The organism is Streptomyces sp. NPDC060232 (genome assembly GCF_042726555.1).
Lineage (GTDB): Bacteria > Actinomycetota > Actinomycetes > Streptomycetales > Streptomycetaceae > Streptomyces.
The window spans coordinates 368,810-384,795 of sequence record NZ_JBHXAG010000002.1; the positions used below are offsets into that span (position 1 = coordinate 368,810).

A 15,986-nucleotide genomic window follows, 5' to 3' on the forward strand; every position below is an offset into this window, starting at 1 on the left:
ACGACGAGGTGCCCCAGCCGCGCACCGGTCCTAGAGGAAGGTGTCCGAGTGTCCCGCCGCAGAATCGGCTTCTGGTACCGCCTGGCGGCGGTCATCGCAAAACCGCCGCTGGTAGTGCTGTTCAAGCGGGACTGGCGGGGAATGGAGCACATTCCGGCCGAGGGCGGATTCATCACCGCCGTCAATCACAACTCGTATCTGGACCCGCTCTCGTACGCACACTTCCAGTACAACACCGGCCGCGTGCCCCGATTGCTCGCCAAGGCCGCCCTCTTCAAGGTGCCGTTTGTCGGGGCGATCCTCCGCGGCAGCGGGCAGATCCCCGTCTACCGGGAGAGCACCAACGCGCTGGACGCATTCCGGGCCGCCGTCGACGCCATCGAGCGCGGCGAATGCGTCGCCTTTTACCCGGAAGGCACCCTGACCCGGGATCCCGACATGTGGCCGATGGCCGGCAAGACCGGCGTCGCCCGCGTCGCGCTGATCACCAGGGCGCCCGTCATCCCGGTGGCCCAGTGGGGCGCCAACCTCGCGATGCCGCCGTACGCCAAGGAGAACAAGGTCCGGCTCCTCCCGCGCAAGACCCTCCAGGTGCTCGCCGGACCGCCCGTGGACCTCTCGGCCTACTACGACCGGGAACCCACCCCGGAGGTCCTCAAGGAGGCCACCGAGGTCATCATGGCGGCCGTCACCGGCCTCCTGGAGGAGGTGCGGGGGGAGACCGCGCCCGCGCAGCCGTACGACCATCGCAACGCCAGGGCGGAACAGCGGCGCAAGGCCGCAGGGGAGGGAATGAAGTGACACGTCCCATGAAGGCGACCGTCTTCGGAACAGGCTCCTGGGGCACGGCCTTCGCCATCGTGCTCGCCGACGCCGGCTGCGAGGTGACCCTCTGGGGCCGCCGCAGCGAGGTCGTCGACGCCATCAACACGGGCCGGACCAACCCGGACTACTTCCCGGACGTCGAACTCCCCGCCAACATCCGGGCCACCGTCGATCCGGCCGAGGCCGCGGCGGGCGCCGACTTCACCGTCCTGGCCGTCCCCTCCCAGACCCTGCGCGACAACCTCGCCGCATGGGCACCGCTGCTGGCCCCCGACACGGTGCTCGTCTCCCTCATGAAGGGCATCGAACTCGGCACCGCCAAGCGGATGAGCGAGGTCATCGAGGAGGTGGCCAAGGTCCCCGCCGAGCGCATCGCCGTCGTCACCGGCCCCAACCTGGCCGCCGAGATCGCCGCCCGCCAGCCCGCGGCCTCCGTCGTCGCCTGCGTGGACGAGGCCGTGGCACAGCGCCTCCAGGCCGCCTGCCACACCGCGTACTTCCGCCCGTACACCAGCACCGACGTCATCGGGTGCGAGCTCGGCGGCGCCGTCAAGAACGTCATCGGCCTCGCCGTCGGCATCGCGGACGGCATGGGCCTCGGCGACAACACCAAGGGATCGCTCATCACCCGCGGACTCGCCGAAGCGACCCGCCTGGGCGTGGCCATGGGCGCCGACCCCCTCACCTTCTCCGGCCTCGCGGGCCTCGGCGACCTCGTCGCCACCTGCTCCTCGCCGCTCTCCCGGAACCACACCTTCGGCACCAACCTCGGCCGCGGGATGACCCTAGAGGAGACCATCGCGGTCACCAAGCAGACCGCCGAGGGAGTCAAGTCCTGCCAGTCTGTGGCCGATCTCGCGAGCCGGCACGGGGTGGACATGCCGATCACCGAGACCGTCGTGGACATCGTCCACCACGGCAAGCCCACCCTCGTGGCCCTGAAGGAACTGATGGGCCGCAGCGCCAAACCGGAACGTCGCTAACTCCTTTCCGGACGCATGAGCGGGTACTCTCATGCCGATATGAGCAGCGAGAACCTCCCCCAGACCCCTGAGCAGCAGGGCCGCAAGCCCCGCGTGGCCGTCGTGTTCGGCGGCCGCAGCTCGGAACACGCCATCTCGGTCGTCACGGCGGGCGCCGTACTGCGCTCCATCGACCGGTCCAAGTACGAGGTGCTGCCCATCGGCATCACCACGGACGGCCGGTGGGCGCTGACCGCCGACGAGCCCGCGCGGATGGCCATCGCAGACCGCAGGCTCCCGAGCGTCGAGGAGCTCGCCGAGTCCGAGGACGGCGCCGTCGTGCTCTCGGTCGACCCGGCCAGCCGCCAGGTCGTCTACACCGAGCCGGGCGCCGTCCCGAAGGCCCTGGGCGAGGTCGACGTCGTCTTCCCCGTGCTGCACGGCCCCTACGGCGAGGACGGCACCCTCCAGGGCCTCCTGGAGCTCTCCGGCATCCCGTACGTCGGCTCGGGCGTCCTCGCCTCGGCCGTCGGGCAGGACAAGGACTACATGAAGCGGGTGTTCACCTCCTTCGGGCTCAGCGTCGGCCCGTACGTGACCATCCGCCCCCGCGAGTGGGAAGCCGACCGGGACGCCGCCACCGCCAGGATCCTGGACTTCGCCGCCGAGCACGGCTGGCCCCTCTTCGTGAAGCCCGCCCGGGCCGGCTCCTCGATCGGCATCACCAAGGTCGACGACGCCTCCGGCCTGGAGGCCGCCGTCAAGGAGGCCCGGCGCCACGACCCGAAGATCATCGTGGAGGCGCTGCTGCGCGGCCGCGAGATCGAGTGCGGCGTCCTGGAGTTCGAGGACGGCCCGCGGGCCAGCGTGCCCGCCGAGATCCCGCCGGTCTCCAGCCACGACTTCTACGACTTCGAGGCGAAGTACATCGACTCCGCCTCCGGGATCGTGCCCGCCCCGCTCACCCCGGAGCAGACCGCCGAGGTCCGGCGGCTCGCGATCGAGGCGTTCGAGGCCGCGTCGTGCGAGGGCCTCGTGCGGGCCGACTTCTTCCTCACCGAGGACGGCGAGTTCGTGATCAACGAGATCAACACGATGCCCGGTTTCACGCCGATCTCGATGTACCCGCTGATGTGGGAGAAGACGGGCATCGCCTACCCGGAGCTGGTGGACCGCCTGATCCAGGCCGCCCTGCGCCGCTCCACGGGGCTGCGCTAGCACCACGTACAGCCGCCGCCCGCCGGCCGCCCCTCACGGGGGCGGGCGGCGGGCGGCGGTGTGCCGGAGCTCAGTAGGAGGAGAAGCCCTCGGGCACGGTCGCGGCGATCGCCGCGGACAGGCCGACGAGCATCCCCGCGTCCGTGGCATGCTCCTTGTCGACCAGGACCTCCGTGTAAGCCAGCCGCATACCGGTGGTGAAACGGAATCCGCCGTCGCCGGCCTTCTCCAGCAGCCAGGCCACGTCGTTCACATGGACGCCCTCCTGCTTCGGATCCAGCATCGCGGCGGGCTGGGGGATACCGCACCGCAGTACGATCGCCGAGCCGCCCCACGAGGCGGTCAGGTCGGACTCCGGTTCGGTCCGGGTCCGTGCCAGGCCGCCCACCGTCTCCGGGAGCTCCTTGTGCAGTGCCGCACAGAACCCCGCGACGTCGGTCGGCGGCGCGGGCGGCGGTTCCACCCGGGCCTCGAAGCCGCCCGGGGAGCACGCCGCCAGGGCGGCGGACACGGCCAGGGCGGCGGATACGGCCAGGACACGGAGGGGCCGGCGGTGGAGGGACATCACCGGCCAAGAGTAGACGGGGGCTACAGATGGACCACCGGGCAGGTCAGGGTGCGGGTGATCCCCTCCACCTGCTGGACCTTGGCGACGACCATGCGGCCGAGGTCGTCCACGGTGTCGGCCTGGGCGCGCACGATCACGTCGTACGGACCCGTCACGTCCTCGGCCTGGATCACCCCCGGGATCTGGCCGATGGACTCGGCGACGAAGGACGCCTTGCCCACTTCGGTCTGGATGAGGATGTACGCCTGTACCACGGAACCTCCAGGGCGGCCACGAGGGTCATTTCCCCTAGTCTTCGGGTGGACCCCACACGATGGACAGGGCCGGGGGAAGAAGGGACGCCACGGTACCGCGTCGCCGTGCGCCACGGGGAGACCTGCGGGCCCGGCGCCACGCACAGCGGGGCGTACGGAGAGCAGAAGTTGACGTATCTGTTGACGGTACCCAGAGCTGTGACGGCTCGCGACCGCAAGCGGACTGGGCAAGAAGGGGCACAGCGATGAAGGGCACTGTCGGCGAGCTGGGGGAGTTCGGGCTGATCAGGGAGCTCACCTCACGGCTCACCACCACCCCGGCGGTCCGGCTCGGACCCGGCGACGACGCCGCGGTGGTATCGGCCCCCGACCGGCGGGTCGTGGCGAGCACCGACATCCTGCTGGAGGGCCGGCACTTCCGGCGCGACTGGTCCACGGCCTACGACGTCGGCCGCAAGGCCGCCGCGCAGAACCTGGCGGACATCGCGGCCATGGGAGCCGTGCCGACCGCGCTGCTCCTCGGCCTCGTCGTACCCGCCGAACTCCCGGTCACCTGGCCCACCGAGCTGATGGACGGCATCCGCGACGAGTGCCAGGTCGCCGGCGCCGCCGTGGTCGGCGGCGACGTCGTCCGCGGAGACACCATCACCGTCTCCATCACCGCCCTCGGCGACCTGCGCAACCACGAACCCGTACTGCGCTCCGGCGCCCAGCCCGGCGACGTCGTCGCCGTCACCGGCTGGCTCGGCTGGTCCGCGGCCGGATTCGCCGTGCTCTCGCGCGGCTTCCGCTCCCCGCGGGCGTTCGTGGAGGCCCACCGGCGCCCCGAGCCGCCGTACCACGCGGGTCCCGCGGCGGCCGGGCTCGGCGCCAGCGCCATGACCGACGTCAGCGACGGCCTGATCGCCGACCTCGGGCACATCGCCGAGGCCAGCAAGGTACGCATCGACCTGCGCTCGGCGGCCGTCGACATCCCGACGCAGATGCACGACATCGGGCAGGCCGTCGGCGTGGACCCGCTCCAGTGGGTGCTCACCGGGGGAGAGGACCACGCGATCGTGGCGACCTTCCCGCCCGACGTGAAGCTGCCCGCCCGCTGGAAGGTCATCGGCGAGGTGCTGAACCGCTCCGCGCTGCCCCAGGTGACCGTGGACGGCGCGCCGTGGACCAGCACCGGCGGCTGGGACCACTTCGGGGCCGACCCGTCCGCCCAGGACGGCGTGCAGTGAACCCCGCGCCGCCGCTGTGCCTGACCGTCGCCGGATCGGACTCCGGCGGCGGCGCGGGCATCCAGGCCGACCTCAAGACCATGCTGGCCCTCGGCGTGCACGGCATGAGCGTGGTGACCGCCGTGACCGCACAGAACTCCCTCGGGGTACGGGGAGCCTGGGAGCTGCCCGCCGAGGCCGTCACGGCCCAGTACCGGGCCGTCGTGGACGACATCGGCGTGCACGCCGTGAAGACCGGCATGCTGTCCTCCACCGCACTGGTGGAGACCGTCGCCGCGCTGCTGGCCGACACCGAGGCCCCGGCCGTCGTGGACCCCGTCGGCGTCTCCAAGCACGGGGACGCGCTGCTCGCCGCCTCGGCACTGGACGCCGTACGCGGCGAACTCCTGCCGCGGGCCACCGTGGCCACACCCAACCTGGACGAGGTCGCACAGCTCACCGGCGTCGTCGTGGAGAGCGAGGACGACATGCGCCGGGCCGCCGACGCGATCCTCGGCCACGGGCCCCGCTGGGCGCTGATCAAGGGCGGGCACCTGGCGGCGCACGGCGACGAGGCCGTGGACCTGCTCACCGACGGCACCGAGGAGCGGTGGCTGCGCGCCCCACGCCACTCCAACCGGCACACCCACGGCACCGGCTGCACCCTCGCCAGCGCGATCGCGGCCGGCCTGGCCAGGGGACTGGCCGTCCCGGAGGCCGTCACGGCCGCCAAGGAGTACGTGACGGGCGGCATCGCCGCCGGCTTCGCGCTCGGCGGCGGCATCGGCCCCGTGGACCACGCCTGGCGTCAGCGCTGACAGGGCCTGCCGTCAGCGGCGGGGCCGGCGCCGGGCTCCGCCGGCCCGGCCCGCACCCCCGGGACAAGCCCCGGACAAGGCAAAAGGCCGGTCCACCAGAGGTGGACCGGCCTTCTTGGCAACCGGAAGGGGCTGCGCTACGGCGGGCGTCAGCGCGAGACCTTGCCGGCCTTGATGCACGAGGTGCAGGCGTTGAGGCGCTTCGGCGTCCCATTGACCACGGCACGGACGCGCTGGATGTTCGGGTTCCAGCGACGCGAGGTGCGGCGGTGCGAGTGGGAGATGTTGTTGCCGAAGCTCGGCCCCTTGGCGCAAACGTCGCAGTTGGCAGCCACAGGTCACTCCAAAGACTTCAGATGCACTTACAGTGAAACCGGCGCACCGGTTCAGAGGTCTGAGGTGGCTTGCCGGGGAAAAGGCCCGACTTTCATCGGGCAACCGGAGCAGCATACAACGACTGCGCCCGTCCTAGAAAACTACCACGGCGCCCGGCGACCCGGCCCCGCGGTCCGGACCCCGGGGGCGCGGTCCTTCGTTACGCTGCGGTGAACCCTGGCCCGCACAAGGAGGAACGCCCGGTGCCGCACGAGGCCCAGCCGCAGCCCGCCGACGAGCTCGACGCAGAAACCGTGCGCACCTGGAGCTCGCTCGCCCTCGCCGCGCTGGGCCGGGCCCGCGAAGACATCGACGCGATCAACGTGTACCCGGTCGCCGACGCGGACACCGGCACCAACCTCTACCTCACCGCCGAGTCCGCCGACCGCGCGCTCACCGAGACCTGCCGGAACGCCGCCTGGACCGCTGACGCAACCGCGGACGGGACCGGCGCGACGGACCCGGCCTCGCTGTCCGAGGCCGTACGGGCCTGGGCGCACGGCGCACTCGTCGGCGCCCGCGGCAACTCCGGCACGATCCTCGCGCAGCTGCTGCGCGGAGTGGCCGACGTACTCGGCGCCGGGCCCGAAGGCCGGCAGACCAACCCCGGCGGGCTGCTGGCGCACGCCCTCACCCGGGCCGCTGAGGAGGCCTACGCGGCCGTCGCGCACCCGGTGGAGGGCACCATGCTCTCCGTCGCGGCCGCCGCCGCGCGGGCCGCAGAAGCGGCCTCGTCGGCCGCGGGCAGCGCCGCCGACGTGGCCCGCGCCGCCTACGACGGTGCCCGCGCCGCACTCGCCGAGACCCCCGGGCAGCTCGCCGCGCTGGGCCGGGCCGGGGTGGTCGACGCCGGCGGCTGCGGGCTGGTCGCCGTACTCGGCGCCCTCTGGCAGGCACTGTCCGGCCAGGAGCCGCCCGCCGAACCGCCGACGGGCGCGGCCGTGACGTCGCCGCCGCGGCCCGCCGACCCCTGCGAGCAGCACGAGGACGGCCCCGCGTACGAGGTGATCTACCTGCTGGAGGCCTCCGAGGCGGCGGTCGCGGAACTGCGCGCGCACCTCGACGGACTCGGCGACTCCCTGGTCGTGGTCGGCGGCGACGGACTGTGGAACGTCCACGTCCACGTCGACGACCCCGGCGCGGCCGTGGAGGCGGGGGTCGTCGCCGGGCGGCCGTACCGGATCCGGATCACGCACTTCGGCGACGAGCGCCGCCGGGGCCGCGGCGAACGCGCCCAGCGGGCCGTGGTCGCCGTGGTCCCCGGCGAAGGGCTGGCCGGCCTGTGCGCCGAGGCCGGCGCGACCCCCGTGCTCGTACGCCCCGGCGAGGTCCCGGCCACCGCCGAACTCCTCGACGCCGTCCGCCGCGCCCACGCCCGCGAGGTGGTGCTCCTGCCGGGCGGCGCCGAGCTGCGCGCCGCCGCGGCCACCGCGGCAGAACAGGCCCGCGCCGAGGGCGTGCGGGTGGCCGTGATCCCCACCCGGTCCGCGGTCCAGGGCCTGGCCGCCCTCGCCGTCCACGACCCGGACGGCAGCTTCGACGAGGACGTGGTGGCCATGACCTCCGCGGCCGGCGCCACCCGCTACGGGGAACTGGCCGTCGCCGAACGCCAGTCCTTCACCTCGGCCGGCATCTGCCAGGCCGGCGACGTGCTCGGCCTCATCGACGGCGACGTCGCCGTGATCGGCGCGGGCCTGCCCGAGACCGCCGAGGCCGTGCTGGACCGGATGCTGGGCTCCGGCGGCGAACTCGTCACCCTGGTCCTCGGACCGGAGGTGCCGGACGCCGTCGCCGAACGCCTGGAGGCGTACGTCCAGTCCGGCCACCTGGCCGTGGACACCGTCACCTACCGCGGCGGCCGGTACTCGGCGCCGCTCCTCATCGGGGTGGAATAGCGGGCTTGTCAGCGCCATGGTGTGCAATGGAACACGTGCCCGCGCTCGACGAAGACCTCAAGAAGACGCTCGGCCCCGCCACCGCCAAGGTGCTGGCCGAGCAGCTCGGCCTGCACACGGCCCTGGACCTGCTCCACCACTACCCCAGGCGGTACGCCGAGCGGGGTGAGCTGACCTCGCTGGCCGAGCTCGCCGACCAGATCGACGAGCACGTGACCGTCGTCGCGCAGGTCGCCGACGCCCGCATCCTGACCTTCAACGGGGGCCGGGGCAAGCGGCTGGAGGTGACCATCACCGACGGCAGCGGCCGGCTCCAGCTGGTCTTCTTCGGCGCCGGGGTCCACAAGCCGCACAAGGAACTGCTCCCCGGCAGCCGCGCGATGTTCGCCGGCAAGGTCTCCAAGTTCAACCACAAGCTCCAGCTCGCGCACCCGGCGTACGAGCCGCTCGGCGGCGACGCCTCCGACCGGGACGCCGCCAACGCCTTCGCCAACCAGCTGATCCCGATCTACCCGGCCTGCGCGAAGCTGGAGTCCTGGAAGATCGCCAAGTGCGTGGACGCCGTACTGCCCAGCGCCCAGGAGGCCGTGGACCCGCTGCCGGCCGCCCTGCGCGAGGGCCGCGGCCTGGTCCCGCTCACCGAGGCCCTGCTGAAGATCCACCGGCCGGCCACCAAGGCCGACATCGAGGACGCCCGGCAGCGCCTGAAATGGGACGAGGCCTTCGTCCTCCAGGTCGCCCTGGCCCGCCGCCGCCACGCCGACGCCCAGCTCCCGGCCGTCCCGCGCCGCCCCGCCCCCGGCGGGCTGCTCGACGCCTTCGACGCCAAGCTGCCCTTCACCCTCACCGAGGGCCAGCAGAAGGTCTCGAAGGAGATCTTCGACGACCTCGCCACCAGCCACCCCATGCACCGCCTCCTCCAGGGCGAGGTCGGAAGCGGGAAGACAATGGTGGCCCTGCGGGCGATGCTGGCCGTCGTGGACTCCGGCGGGCAGGCGGCGATGCTCGCGCCCACCGAGGTGCTCGCCCAGCAGCACCACCGCTCCATCGTCGAGATGATGGGCGAACTGGCCGAGGGCGGCATGCTCGGCGGGTCCGACCAGGGCACCAAGGTCGTGCTGCTCACCGGGTCTATGGGGATGCCCGCGCGCCGCCAGGCCCTGCTGGACCTGGTCACCGGGGAGGCCGGGATCGTCATCGGCACGCACGCGCTGATCGAGGACAAGGTGCAGTTCCACGACCTCGGCCTGGTCGTCGTCGACGAACAGCACCGCTTCGGGGTGGAGCAGCGCGACGCGCTGCGCTCCAAGGGCAAGCAGCCCCCGCACCTGCTGGTGATGACCGCCACCCCGATCCCGCGCACTGTCGCCATGACCGTCTTCGGCGACCTGGAGACCTCCGTCCTCGACCAGCTGCCCGCAGGCCGCTCGCCGATCGCCACCCACGTGGTGCCGGCCAAGGACAAGCCGCACTTCCTCGCCCGGGCCTGGGAGCGGGTCCGCGAGGAGGTGGACAAGGGCCACCAGGCGTATGTCGTCTGCCCGCGTATCGGCGACGGGGAGGACGACCCGAAGAAGAAGCAGGCCGCGGACGAGGCCGACAAGAGGCCGCCGCTGGCGGTCCTGGAGATCGCCGAGCAGCTCGGCCGGGGCCCGCTGGCCGGGCTCGGCGTCGAGGTGCTGCACGGCCGGATGGACCCCGCCGACAAGGACGACGTCATGCGCCGGTTCGCGGCCGGCGAGGTCAAGGTGCTGGTCGCCACCACCGTCATCGAGGTCGGTGTGAACGTCCCCAACTCCACCGTCATGGTGATCATGGACGCGGACCGGTTCGGCGTCTCGCAGCTCCACCAGCTGCGCGGCCGCGTCGGCCGCGGCTCCGCCCCCGGCCTGTGCCTGCTGGTCAGCGAGATGCACGAGGCGAGCCCCGCACGGGCTCGGCTGGCGGCCGTCGCCGCCACCCTCGACGGCTTCGAGCTCTCCCGGATCGACCTGGAACAGCGCCGCGAGGGCGACGTCCTGGGCCAGGCCCAGTCCGGAGTGCGCTCCTCGCTGCGCATGCTCGCCGTCATCGAGGACGAGGAGGTCATCGCCCAGGCCCGGGAGGAGGCCACCCGCGTCGTGGCCGAGGACCCGGCACTGGAGCGGCTGCCGGGCCTGCGGACCGCGCTGGACGCCCTGCTCGACACCGAGCGCGAGCAGTACCTGGAGAAGGGCTGAGCGGTACGACCTATCGTTGGAGTGCCGCGGCGGACCGCCGCGGCACCCCCTACCGCCGTACCGAAGGACCCAGATGACCCGCGTGATCGCCGGCAGCGCCGGCGGGCGACGGCTGGCCGTGCCCCCCGGCACCGGCACCCGCCCGACCTCGGACCGGATGCGCGAAGGCCTCTTCTCCACCTGGGAGTCCCTGCACGGGGTCGAAGGGGCCCGGGTGCTCGACCTGTACGGCGGCTCCGGCGCCGTCGGCCTGGAGGCCCTCTCCCGGGGCGCGGACCACGCCCTCCTGGTCGAGTCGGATCCCAAGGCTGCCAAGGCGATCCGGGACAACATCAGGACGCTGGGCCTGCCCGGAGCCGAGTTCCGCGCCGGCAGGGCCGAGCAGATCGTGGCCGCCCGCGCGGCCGGGGACCCGTACGACGTCGTCTTCCTGGACCCGCCGTACGCCGTGGACAGCGCGGACCTGCGGGAGATCCTCCTCACACTCCGGTCCAATGGCTGGATCACGGACGGCGCGCTCGTCACCGTGGAGCGCAGCACCAGGAGCGGCGCCTTCCCGTGGCCCGAGGGCTTCGAGCCGCTCCGGTCGCGCAAGTACGGCGAGGGCACCCTGTGGTACGGCCGCGCCGCCAACACCCGCGAAGACTCATGAACGAGGGAGCTCAGTTGCGCCGCGCCGTCTGTCCGGGGTCCTTCGACCCCATCACCAACGGACACCTCGACATCATCGGACGCGCCTCCAGGCTCTACGACGTCGTCCATGTCGCCGTGATGATCAACCAGTCGAAGAAGGGCCTCTTCACCGTCGAGGAGCGGATGGAGCTGATCCGCGAGGCCACGGCCGACTACGGCAACGTCCAGGTCGAGTCCTTCCACGGACTGCTCGTCGACTTCTGCAAGCAGCGGGACATCCCGGCCATCGTCAAGGGCCTGCGCGCGGTCAGCGACTTCGACTACGAGCTCCAGATGGCCCAGATGAACATCGGCCTGTCGGGCGTCGAGACGCTGTTCGTGCCGACCAACCCCACCTACAGCTTCCTGTCCTCCTCGCTGGTCAAGGAGGTCGCGGCGTGGGGCGGCGACGTCGCCCACCTGCTGCCCGCGCACGTGCACTCGGCGCTGCTGGAGCGGCTGCGCGAGCGCTGACCCCCTGACGGGCCGTCAGTCGGTGTCGGGGGCCCGCCCGGTGGCCTTACAGTCGTCCCGTCCGTCTCAGGAACCGCCCGAGGCCGAGAGAGTGCGAGCCCCCATGGACGTGCAGAAGAAGCTCGACGAGATCGTCGCGGCCGTCGGCGGCGCCCGGTCCATGCCCATGTCGGCCTCCTGCGTGATCAACCGCGCCGAGCTGCTCGCCCAGCTCGAAGAGGTCCGCCAGGCGCTCCCCGGCTCGCTCGCGCAGGCGCAGGAGCTCCTCGGCGGCCGGGAGCAGATGGTCGAGGACGCCCGCCGGGAGGCCGAGCGGATCATCGGGGCCGCCCACGACCAGCGCGGTTCGCTGATCGCCGACACCGAGATCGCGCGGCGCTCCCAGGCCGAGGCGGACCGGATCCTGGAGGAGGCCCGCCGGGAGGCCGAGGAGATCCGGGCCGAGGCCGACGACTACGTCGACAGCAAGCTCGCGAACTTCGAGGTCGTGCTGACCAAGACGATCGGCTCGGTGGACCGGGGCCGGGAGAAGCTGCTGGGCCGCGGCCCGGGCCTGGACGAGGACGGCTACCCGGACGCGGACGCCCCCGAGCGCAGCCACGACCCCGAGACGCAGCGGCAGCAGGCCGACGCGTACGTGGACACCAAGCTCGCGACCTTCGAGGCGGTGCTCTCCAAGACCCTGGAGGCCGTGGGCCGCGGCCGCCAGAAGCTGCTCGGCCGGGTCCCGACGGACGACCTGGGCGTGCACATGGCGGCCCAGGACGCGGCCGGGGGCCAGGGATCCCGCTCGGCGAGCGACTCCGACTTCCTGGCGGGCCTGGCGGAGCCGGAGCCCCCGCACGCGCCGGCGCCGGTCCCGGCCCAGCCGGAGCCCCTGTACGACTCGTACGCCTACCAGCAGCCCGCCGCCCAGCAGGACGCGTACTCCTACCAGGATCCGTACGGGGGCTACTCGCAGCAGCCGGATCCGTACGCCGGTGCGGGCACCGGCTCCACCGGAGCGGCCTACGCCGCGCACTACGATGCGCAGCAGCCCGATCCGTACGCCGTCTACCAGCAGCCGCAGCAGGCCCACCAGGCGCAGCAGGCCCACCAGGCCCAGCAGCCCTCGCTCGACGAGACCAGCTTCTTCGACACGAGCATGATCAACCTGGATCAGCTGCGCCAGTACGAACAGGGACGCTAGGGGGCGCCTGGGCCCGGATTGGGCTCAGAGCGACGCGCCGGGTATCCTGGCTGTTCGGTCGCGCGTATGCACCGCGATCCGTGCTGCCCGTACGTGCGGGATCCACGCACATTCTTCGATCTTCAGCGATCTGTGAAAGCAGGAACGGCCCTGAACACCCGCCTCGACCACCGCAACCCCCTCGTGTTCGACACGCACGAGCTGGGTCGGCGTCCTGGTGCCATGCAGCGGCTGTCCCGCGAGATCGACGCACCGGCGGACCTCGGTCTCGCCGGCGTGATCGGAGTGCCGGAAGGCGCCCCGGTGAAGCTCACCCTCCGCCTGGAGTCGGTCATGGAAGGGGTGCTTGTCACAGGCACCGTCCGTGCATCGGCGACGGGGGAGTGCGTAAGGTGTCTGGAGGCCGTCGAGCGTGAGCTCAAGGCGGACTTCCAGGAGATGTTCTCGTACCCTGACGCCGACGACCGGGGCCGCGCCAAGGCGGAGCCGGCCGACGACGCCGAGGACGACGAGGACACGCTCTTCCTCGAGGACGGTTTGTTCGACCTCGAACCCGTGCTGCGGGATGCGGTGGTGCTCGCACTGCCGATGCAGCCGGTGTGCCGGGAGGACTGTCTCGGACTGTGCCCCGATTGCGGGGTCAGCCTGAACGACGACCCGGACCACCACCATGACGCCGTCGACATCCGTTGGGCGGCATTGCAGGGACTCGTCACCGATCAGGGCGATGAGAAGGACAACATGAGCGGCACTGCGTCTGACGGAGTTCAGAGCGCCGCCGAGAAGCAGGAGAAGTAGCCGTGGCTGTTCCGAAGCGGAAGATGTCGCGCAGCAACACGCGCCACCGCCGGTCGCAGTGGAAGGCTGCGGTCCCCACCCTGGTTTCGTGTGAGCGTTGCCAGGAGCCGAAGCTCCAGCACATCGCGTGCCCGAGCTGCGGCACCTACAACAAGCGCCAGGTCCTCGAGGTCTGAGCGGCTGGTGAGAGGCGCAATGTCTGAGCTGTCCAACGCTGAGAAGCAGGCAGACAGTAACAACGCGGCCTCGTCCCACACGCTTCTGGAAGGGCGGCTCGGGTACCGACTCGAGTCCGCCCTTCTGGTGCGTGCGCTGACCCACCGCTCGTACGCGTACGAGAACGGCGGTCTGCCCACCAACGAACGCCTGGAGTTCCTCGGGGACTCCGTGCTGGGCCTGGTGGTCACGGACACGCTGTACACGACCCACCCGGACCTCCCCGAAGGCCAGCTGGCCAAGCTTCGGGCCGCGGTGGTCAACTCGCGCGCACTGGCGGAGGTCGGGCGCGGCCTCGACCTGGGCTCCTTCATCCGGCTCGGCCGGGGTGAAGAGGGCACGGGCGGCCGGGACAAGGCCTCCATCCTCGCCGACACCCTTGAAGCGGTCATCGGCGCGGTCTACCTCGACCAGGGCCTCGACGCGGCCTCGGAGCTGGTCCACCGGCTCTTCGACCCGCTCATCGAGAAGTCCTCGAATCTCGGGGCCGGCCTGGACTGGAAGACCAGTCTCCAGGAGCTCACGGCGGCCGAAGGTCTTGGCGTACCGGAGTACCTGGTCACCGAGACCGGTCCGGACCACGAGAAGACCTTCACCGCTGCCGCCCGCGTCGGTGGTGTCTCGTACGGCACCGGCACCGGCCGCAGCAAGAAGGAAGCGGAACAGCAGGCCGCGGAGTCCGCATGGCGCGGGATCCGCGCCGCGGCGGACGAGCGGATCGCGGCGGCGGCAGCAGCGGCCGCCGCTCCGGCAGAGGTCCCGGCTTCGGCCGAGGCCGTGGACGGCGGGGTGCCGACGCCCGCCGATCCGGCGCCGGACGCCTGACCTTTCCTTCGGTTGACCCTTCGCCCGCCCCTGCACCGCAGGGGCGGGCGATGCCGTTTCCGGGCGGCCGGTACGCTCGCGGCAGCGCCCAGTTCCGCACCCGACGGAGGTACCCCGTGCCCGAGCTGCCCGAAGTCGAAGTCGTACGGCGGGGGCTGGAGCGCTGGGTCGCCGGACGGACCGTCGAGGCCGTCGAGGTCCTGCACCCGCGTGCGGTGAGGCGCCATCCGGGCGGCGGGGCCGACTTCGCGGCACGGCTGCGGGGGGAGACCCTCGGGGTGCCGCAGCGGCGCGGGAAGTACCTGTGGCTGCCCCTGGCGGGGCGGGACCTGTCGGTACTGGGGCACCTGGGCATGAGCGGACAGCTGCTCGTGCAGCCTGAGGACGCCCCCGACGAGAAGCACCTGCGCATCCGGGTGCGCTTCGGGGACGACGCCGGGACGGAGCTGCGCTTCGTGGACCAGCGGACCTTCGGCGGCCTCTCGCTCCACGAGACGGTCGCCGACAGCGCCGAAGCGCTGCCCGACGTCATCGCGCACATCGCGCGCGACCCCCTGGACCCGCTGTTCGACGAGGCGGCCTACCACCTCGCCCTGCGCGCCAAGCGGACCACCGTCAAGCGGGCGCTGCTCGACCAGTCCCTGATCAGCGGGGTCGGCAACATCTACGCCGACGAGGCGCTGTGGCGCGCCAAGCTGCACTACGAGCGCCCCACCGGCAACCTCACGCGCCCCCGGAGTGCGGAACTCCTCGGCCATGTCCGGGACGTGATGAACGCGGCCCTCGCCGTGGGCGGCACGAGCTTCGACAGCCTGTACGTCAACGTGAACGGGGAGTCGGGGTACTTCGACCGTTCGCTCGACGCCTACGGGCGCGAGGACGAGCCCTGCCGGCGCTGCGGCACGCCCATGCGGCGCCGGCCGTGGATGAACAGGTCGAGCTACTTCTGCCCGCGCTGTCAGCGGCCGCCGCGCGTGCCGTCGTAGGCCTCCCGGGCGCTCAGCACCGCCGACATGTTCCCCTCCAGGTGATGGATCAGCGCGAGGAGGCGGTCCGCGACCTCGATGCCGAGAGGGGTCAGTTCGTAGTCGACGCGCGGCGGGTTGGTCGGCTGCGCCTCACGGTTGACGATGCCGTCGCGCTCCAGCGCGTGCAGGGTCTGGGAGAGCATCTTCTCGCTCACGCCCTCCACCCGGCGGCGCAGCTCGTTGAACCGGCACGGCCCCTCGCGCAGGGCACCCACGGTGAGGCTGCCCCAGCGGCCGGTGACGTGCTCCAGCGTCTCGCGGGACGGGCAGGCGCGCGCGAAGACGTCGAACGGCTGCTCGGGCTCGCTGGCATCGGTACAGGCAGGGGTCTCCATAGAACAAGCGTACTCCCGGGCAGCGCTAACTCGGAGCTTGCGCTTTCGAAAAGTTAGTGATTCTCTTTTCCCGTCGCACCACGCTCCGTGCTGCGACGGGAGCCTTC

At 72.1% G+C, this 15,986-nt stretch carries 18 protein-coding genes; 14 read left to right on the plus strand and 4 right to left on the minus strand.

The annotated features are described in order from the left end of the window. The first annotated feature begins 48 nt into the window (after positions 1-48). Genes ACFWFZ_RS05450 through ACFWFZ_RS05460 form a run of 3 tightly spaced genes read left to right on the plus strand, consistent with a single transcriptional unit; the run spans position 49 to position 3,005 of the window. Positions 49-801: a lysophospholipid acyltransferase family protein gene (locus ACFWFZ_RS05450; RefSeq protein ID WP_387116967.1), complete on the plus strand. Its 753-nt coding sequence runs from the start codon at positions 49-51 to the stop codon at positions 799-801. Then, positions 798-1,808 (plus strand): NAD(P)H-dependent glycerol-3-phosphate dehydrogenase, encoded by a 1,011-nt coding sequence (locus ACFWFZ_RS05455; RefSeq protein WP_387116969.1) that lies wholly within the window; start codon positions 798-800, stop codon positions 1,806-1,808. Before ACFWFZ_RS05450 ends, ACFWFZ_RS05455 begins: the two co-directional genes overlap by 4 nt. Positions 1,809-1,847: 39 nt before the next feature. Beyond that, positions 1,848-3,005, plus strand: a complete 1,158-nt coding sequence (locus ACFWFZ_RS05460; RefSeq protein ID WP_387116972.1) for a D-alanine--D-alanine ligase family protein — start codon at positions 1,848-1,850, stop codon at positions 3,003-3,005. 70 nt (positions 3,006-3,075) lie between these two features. On the opposite strand, the gene ACFWFZ_RS05465 is transcribed toward ACFWFZ_RS05460, so the two are convergent. Together ACFWFZ_RS05465 and ACFWFZ_RS05470 are read right to left on the minus strand one after the other, a co-directional pair. Further along, entirely contained in the window at positions 3,076-3,570 is a 495-nt protein-coding gene (locus tag ACFWFZ_RS05465) for a DUF3515 family protein (RefSeq protein ID WP_387116975.1), read from the minus strand. A 23-nt stretch (positions 3,571-3,593) separates the two neighbouring features. Next, entirely contained in the window at positions 3,594-3,827 is a 234-nt protein-coding gene (locus tag ACFWFZ_RS05470) for an Lrp/AsnC family transcriptional regulator (RefSeq protein ID WP_030011290.1), read from the minus strand. A 245-nt stretch (positions 3,828-4,072) separates the two neighbouring features. Here ACFWFZ_RS05470 and ACFWFZ_RS05475 point away from each other — a divergent pair, with 245 nt between their 5' ends. Further along, positions 4,073-5,056: a thiamine-phosphate kinase gene (locus tag ACFWFZ_RS05475; protein ID WP_387116978.1), complete on the plus strand. Its 984-nt coding sequence runs from the start codon at positions 4,073-4,075 to the stop codon at positions 5,054-5,056. Beyond that, entirely contained in the window at positions 5,053-5,853 is an 801-nt protein-coding gene (thiD, locus tag ACFWFZ_RS05480) for a bifunctional hydroxymethylpyrimidine kinase/phosphomethylpyrimidine kinase (protein ID WP_387116981.1), read from the plus strand. The genes ACFWFZ_RS05475 and thiD overlap by 4 nt, the downstream gene beginning before the upstream one ends. A gap of 149 nt (positions 5,854-6,002) precedes the next feature. Here thiD and rpmB read toward each other — a convergent pair whose 3' ends face one another. After that, positions 6,003-6,188 (minus strand): 50S ribosomal protein L28, encoded by a 186-nt coding sequence (rpmB, locus tag ACFWFZ_RS05485; protein ID WP_007266795.1) that lies wholly within the window; start codon positions 6,186-6,188, stop codon positions 6,003-6,005. 243 nt (positions 6,189-6,431) lie between these two features. Here rpmB and ACFWFZ_RS05490 point away from each other — a divergent pair, with 243 nt between their 5' ends. The 9 genes from ACFWFZ_RS05490 (at position 6,432) to mutM (ending at position 15,502) form a co-directional block, all read left to right on the plus strand. After that, on the plus strand, positions 6,432-8,123 hold the full coding sequence (locus ACFWFZ_RS05490) for a DAK2 domain-containing protein (protein WP_387116985.1): 1,692 nt from the start codon (positions 6,432-6,434) through the stop codon (positions 8,121-8,123). 26 nt (positions 8,124-8,149) lie between these two features. Continuing rightward, the gene (gene recG / locus ACFWFZ_RS05495; protein ID WP_387116987.1) at positions 8,150-10,342 is read left to right on the plus strand and encodes an ATP-dependent DNA helicase RecG; all 2,193 of its coding nucleotides are present in this window, start codon (positions 8,150-8,152) and stop codon (positions 10,340-10,342) included. A 73-nt stretch (positions 10,343-10,415) separates the two neighbouring features. Then, on the plus strand, positions 10,416-10,994 hold the full coding sequence (gene rsmD, locus ACFWFZ_RS05500; protein WP_387116990.1) for a 16S rRNA (guanine(966)-N(2))-methyltransferase RsmD: 579 nt from the start codon (positions 10,416-10,418) through the stop codon (positions 10,992-10,994). A gap of 14 nt (positions 10,995-11,008) precedes the next feature. Further along, positions 11,009-11,488, plus strand: coding sequence for a pantetheine-phosphate adenylyltransferase (coaD, locus tag ACFWFZ_RS05505; RefSeq protein WP_387117335.1), 480 nt, complete (start codon positions 11,009-11,011; stop codon positions 11,486-11,488). 103 nt (positions 11,489-11,591) lie between these two features. Then, on the plus strand, positions 11,592-12,677 hold the full coding sequence (locus tag ACFWFZ_RS05510; protein ID WP_387116993.1) for a cell division initiation protein: 1,086 nt from the start codon (positions 11,592-11,594) through the stop codon (positions 12,675-12,677). Between the two features lie 150 nt (positions 12,678-12,827). Then, the gene (locus ACFWFZ_RS05515; RefSeq protein WP_387117338.1) at positions 12,828-13,475 is read left to right on the plus strand and encodes a YceD family protein; all 648 of its coding nucleotides are present in this window, start codon (positions 12,828-12,830) and stop codon (positions 13,473-13,475) included. Positions 13,476-13,477: 2 nt separating this feature from the next. Beyond that, entirely contained in the window at positions 13,478-13,651 is a 174-nt protein-coding gene (rpmF, locus tag ACFWFZ_RS05520; RefSeq protein WP_003965982.1) for a 50S ribosomal protein L32, read from the plus strand. A 19-nt stretch (positions 13,652-13,670) separates the two neighbouring features. Beyond that, the gene (rnc, locus tag ACFWFZ_RS05525) at positions 13,671-14,516 is read left to right on the plus strand and encodes a ribonuclease III (protein WP_387116996.1); all 846 of its coding nucleotides are present in this window, start codon (positions 13,671-13,673) and stop codon (positions 14,514-14,516) included. Positions 14,517-14,632: 116 nt separating this feature from the next. Continuing rightward, positions 14,633-15,502 (plus strand): bifunctional DNA-formamidopyrimidine glycosylase/DNA-(apurinic or apyrimidinic site) lyase, encoded by an 870-nt coding sequence (mutM, locus tag ACFWFZ_RS05530; RefSeq protein ID WP_030650883.1) that lies wholly within the window; start codon positions 14,633-14,635, stop codon positions 15,500-15,502. Here mutM and ACFWFZ_RS05535 read toward each other — a convergent pair. Then, positions 15,475-15,879: a winged helix-turn-helix transcriptional regulator gene (locus ACFWFZ_RS05535; protein WP_387116999.1), complete on the minus strand. Its 405-nt coding sequence runs from the start codon at positions 15,877-15,879 to the stop codon at positions 15,475-15,477. The two genes, mutM and ACFWFZ_RS05535, sit on opposite strands and share 28 nt — an antisense overlap. Positions 15,880-15,986 lie beyond the last annotated feature (107 nt).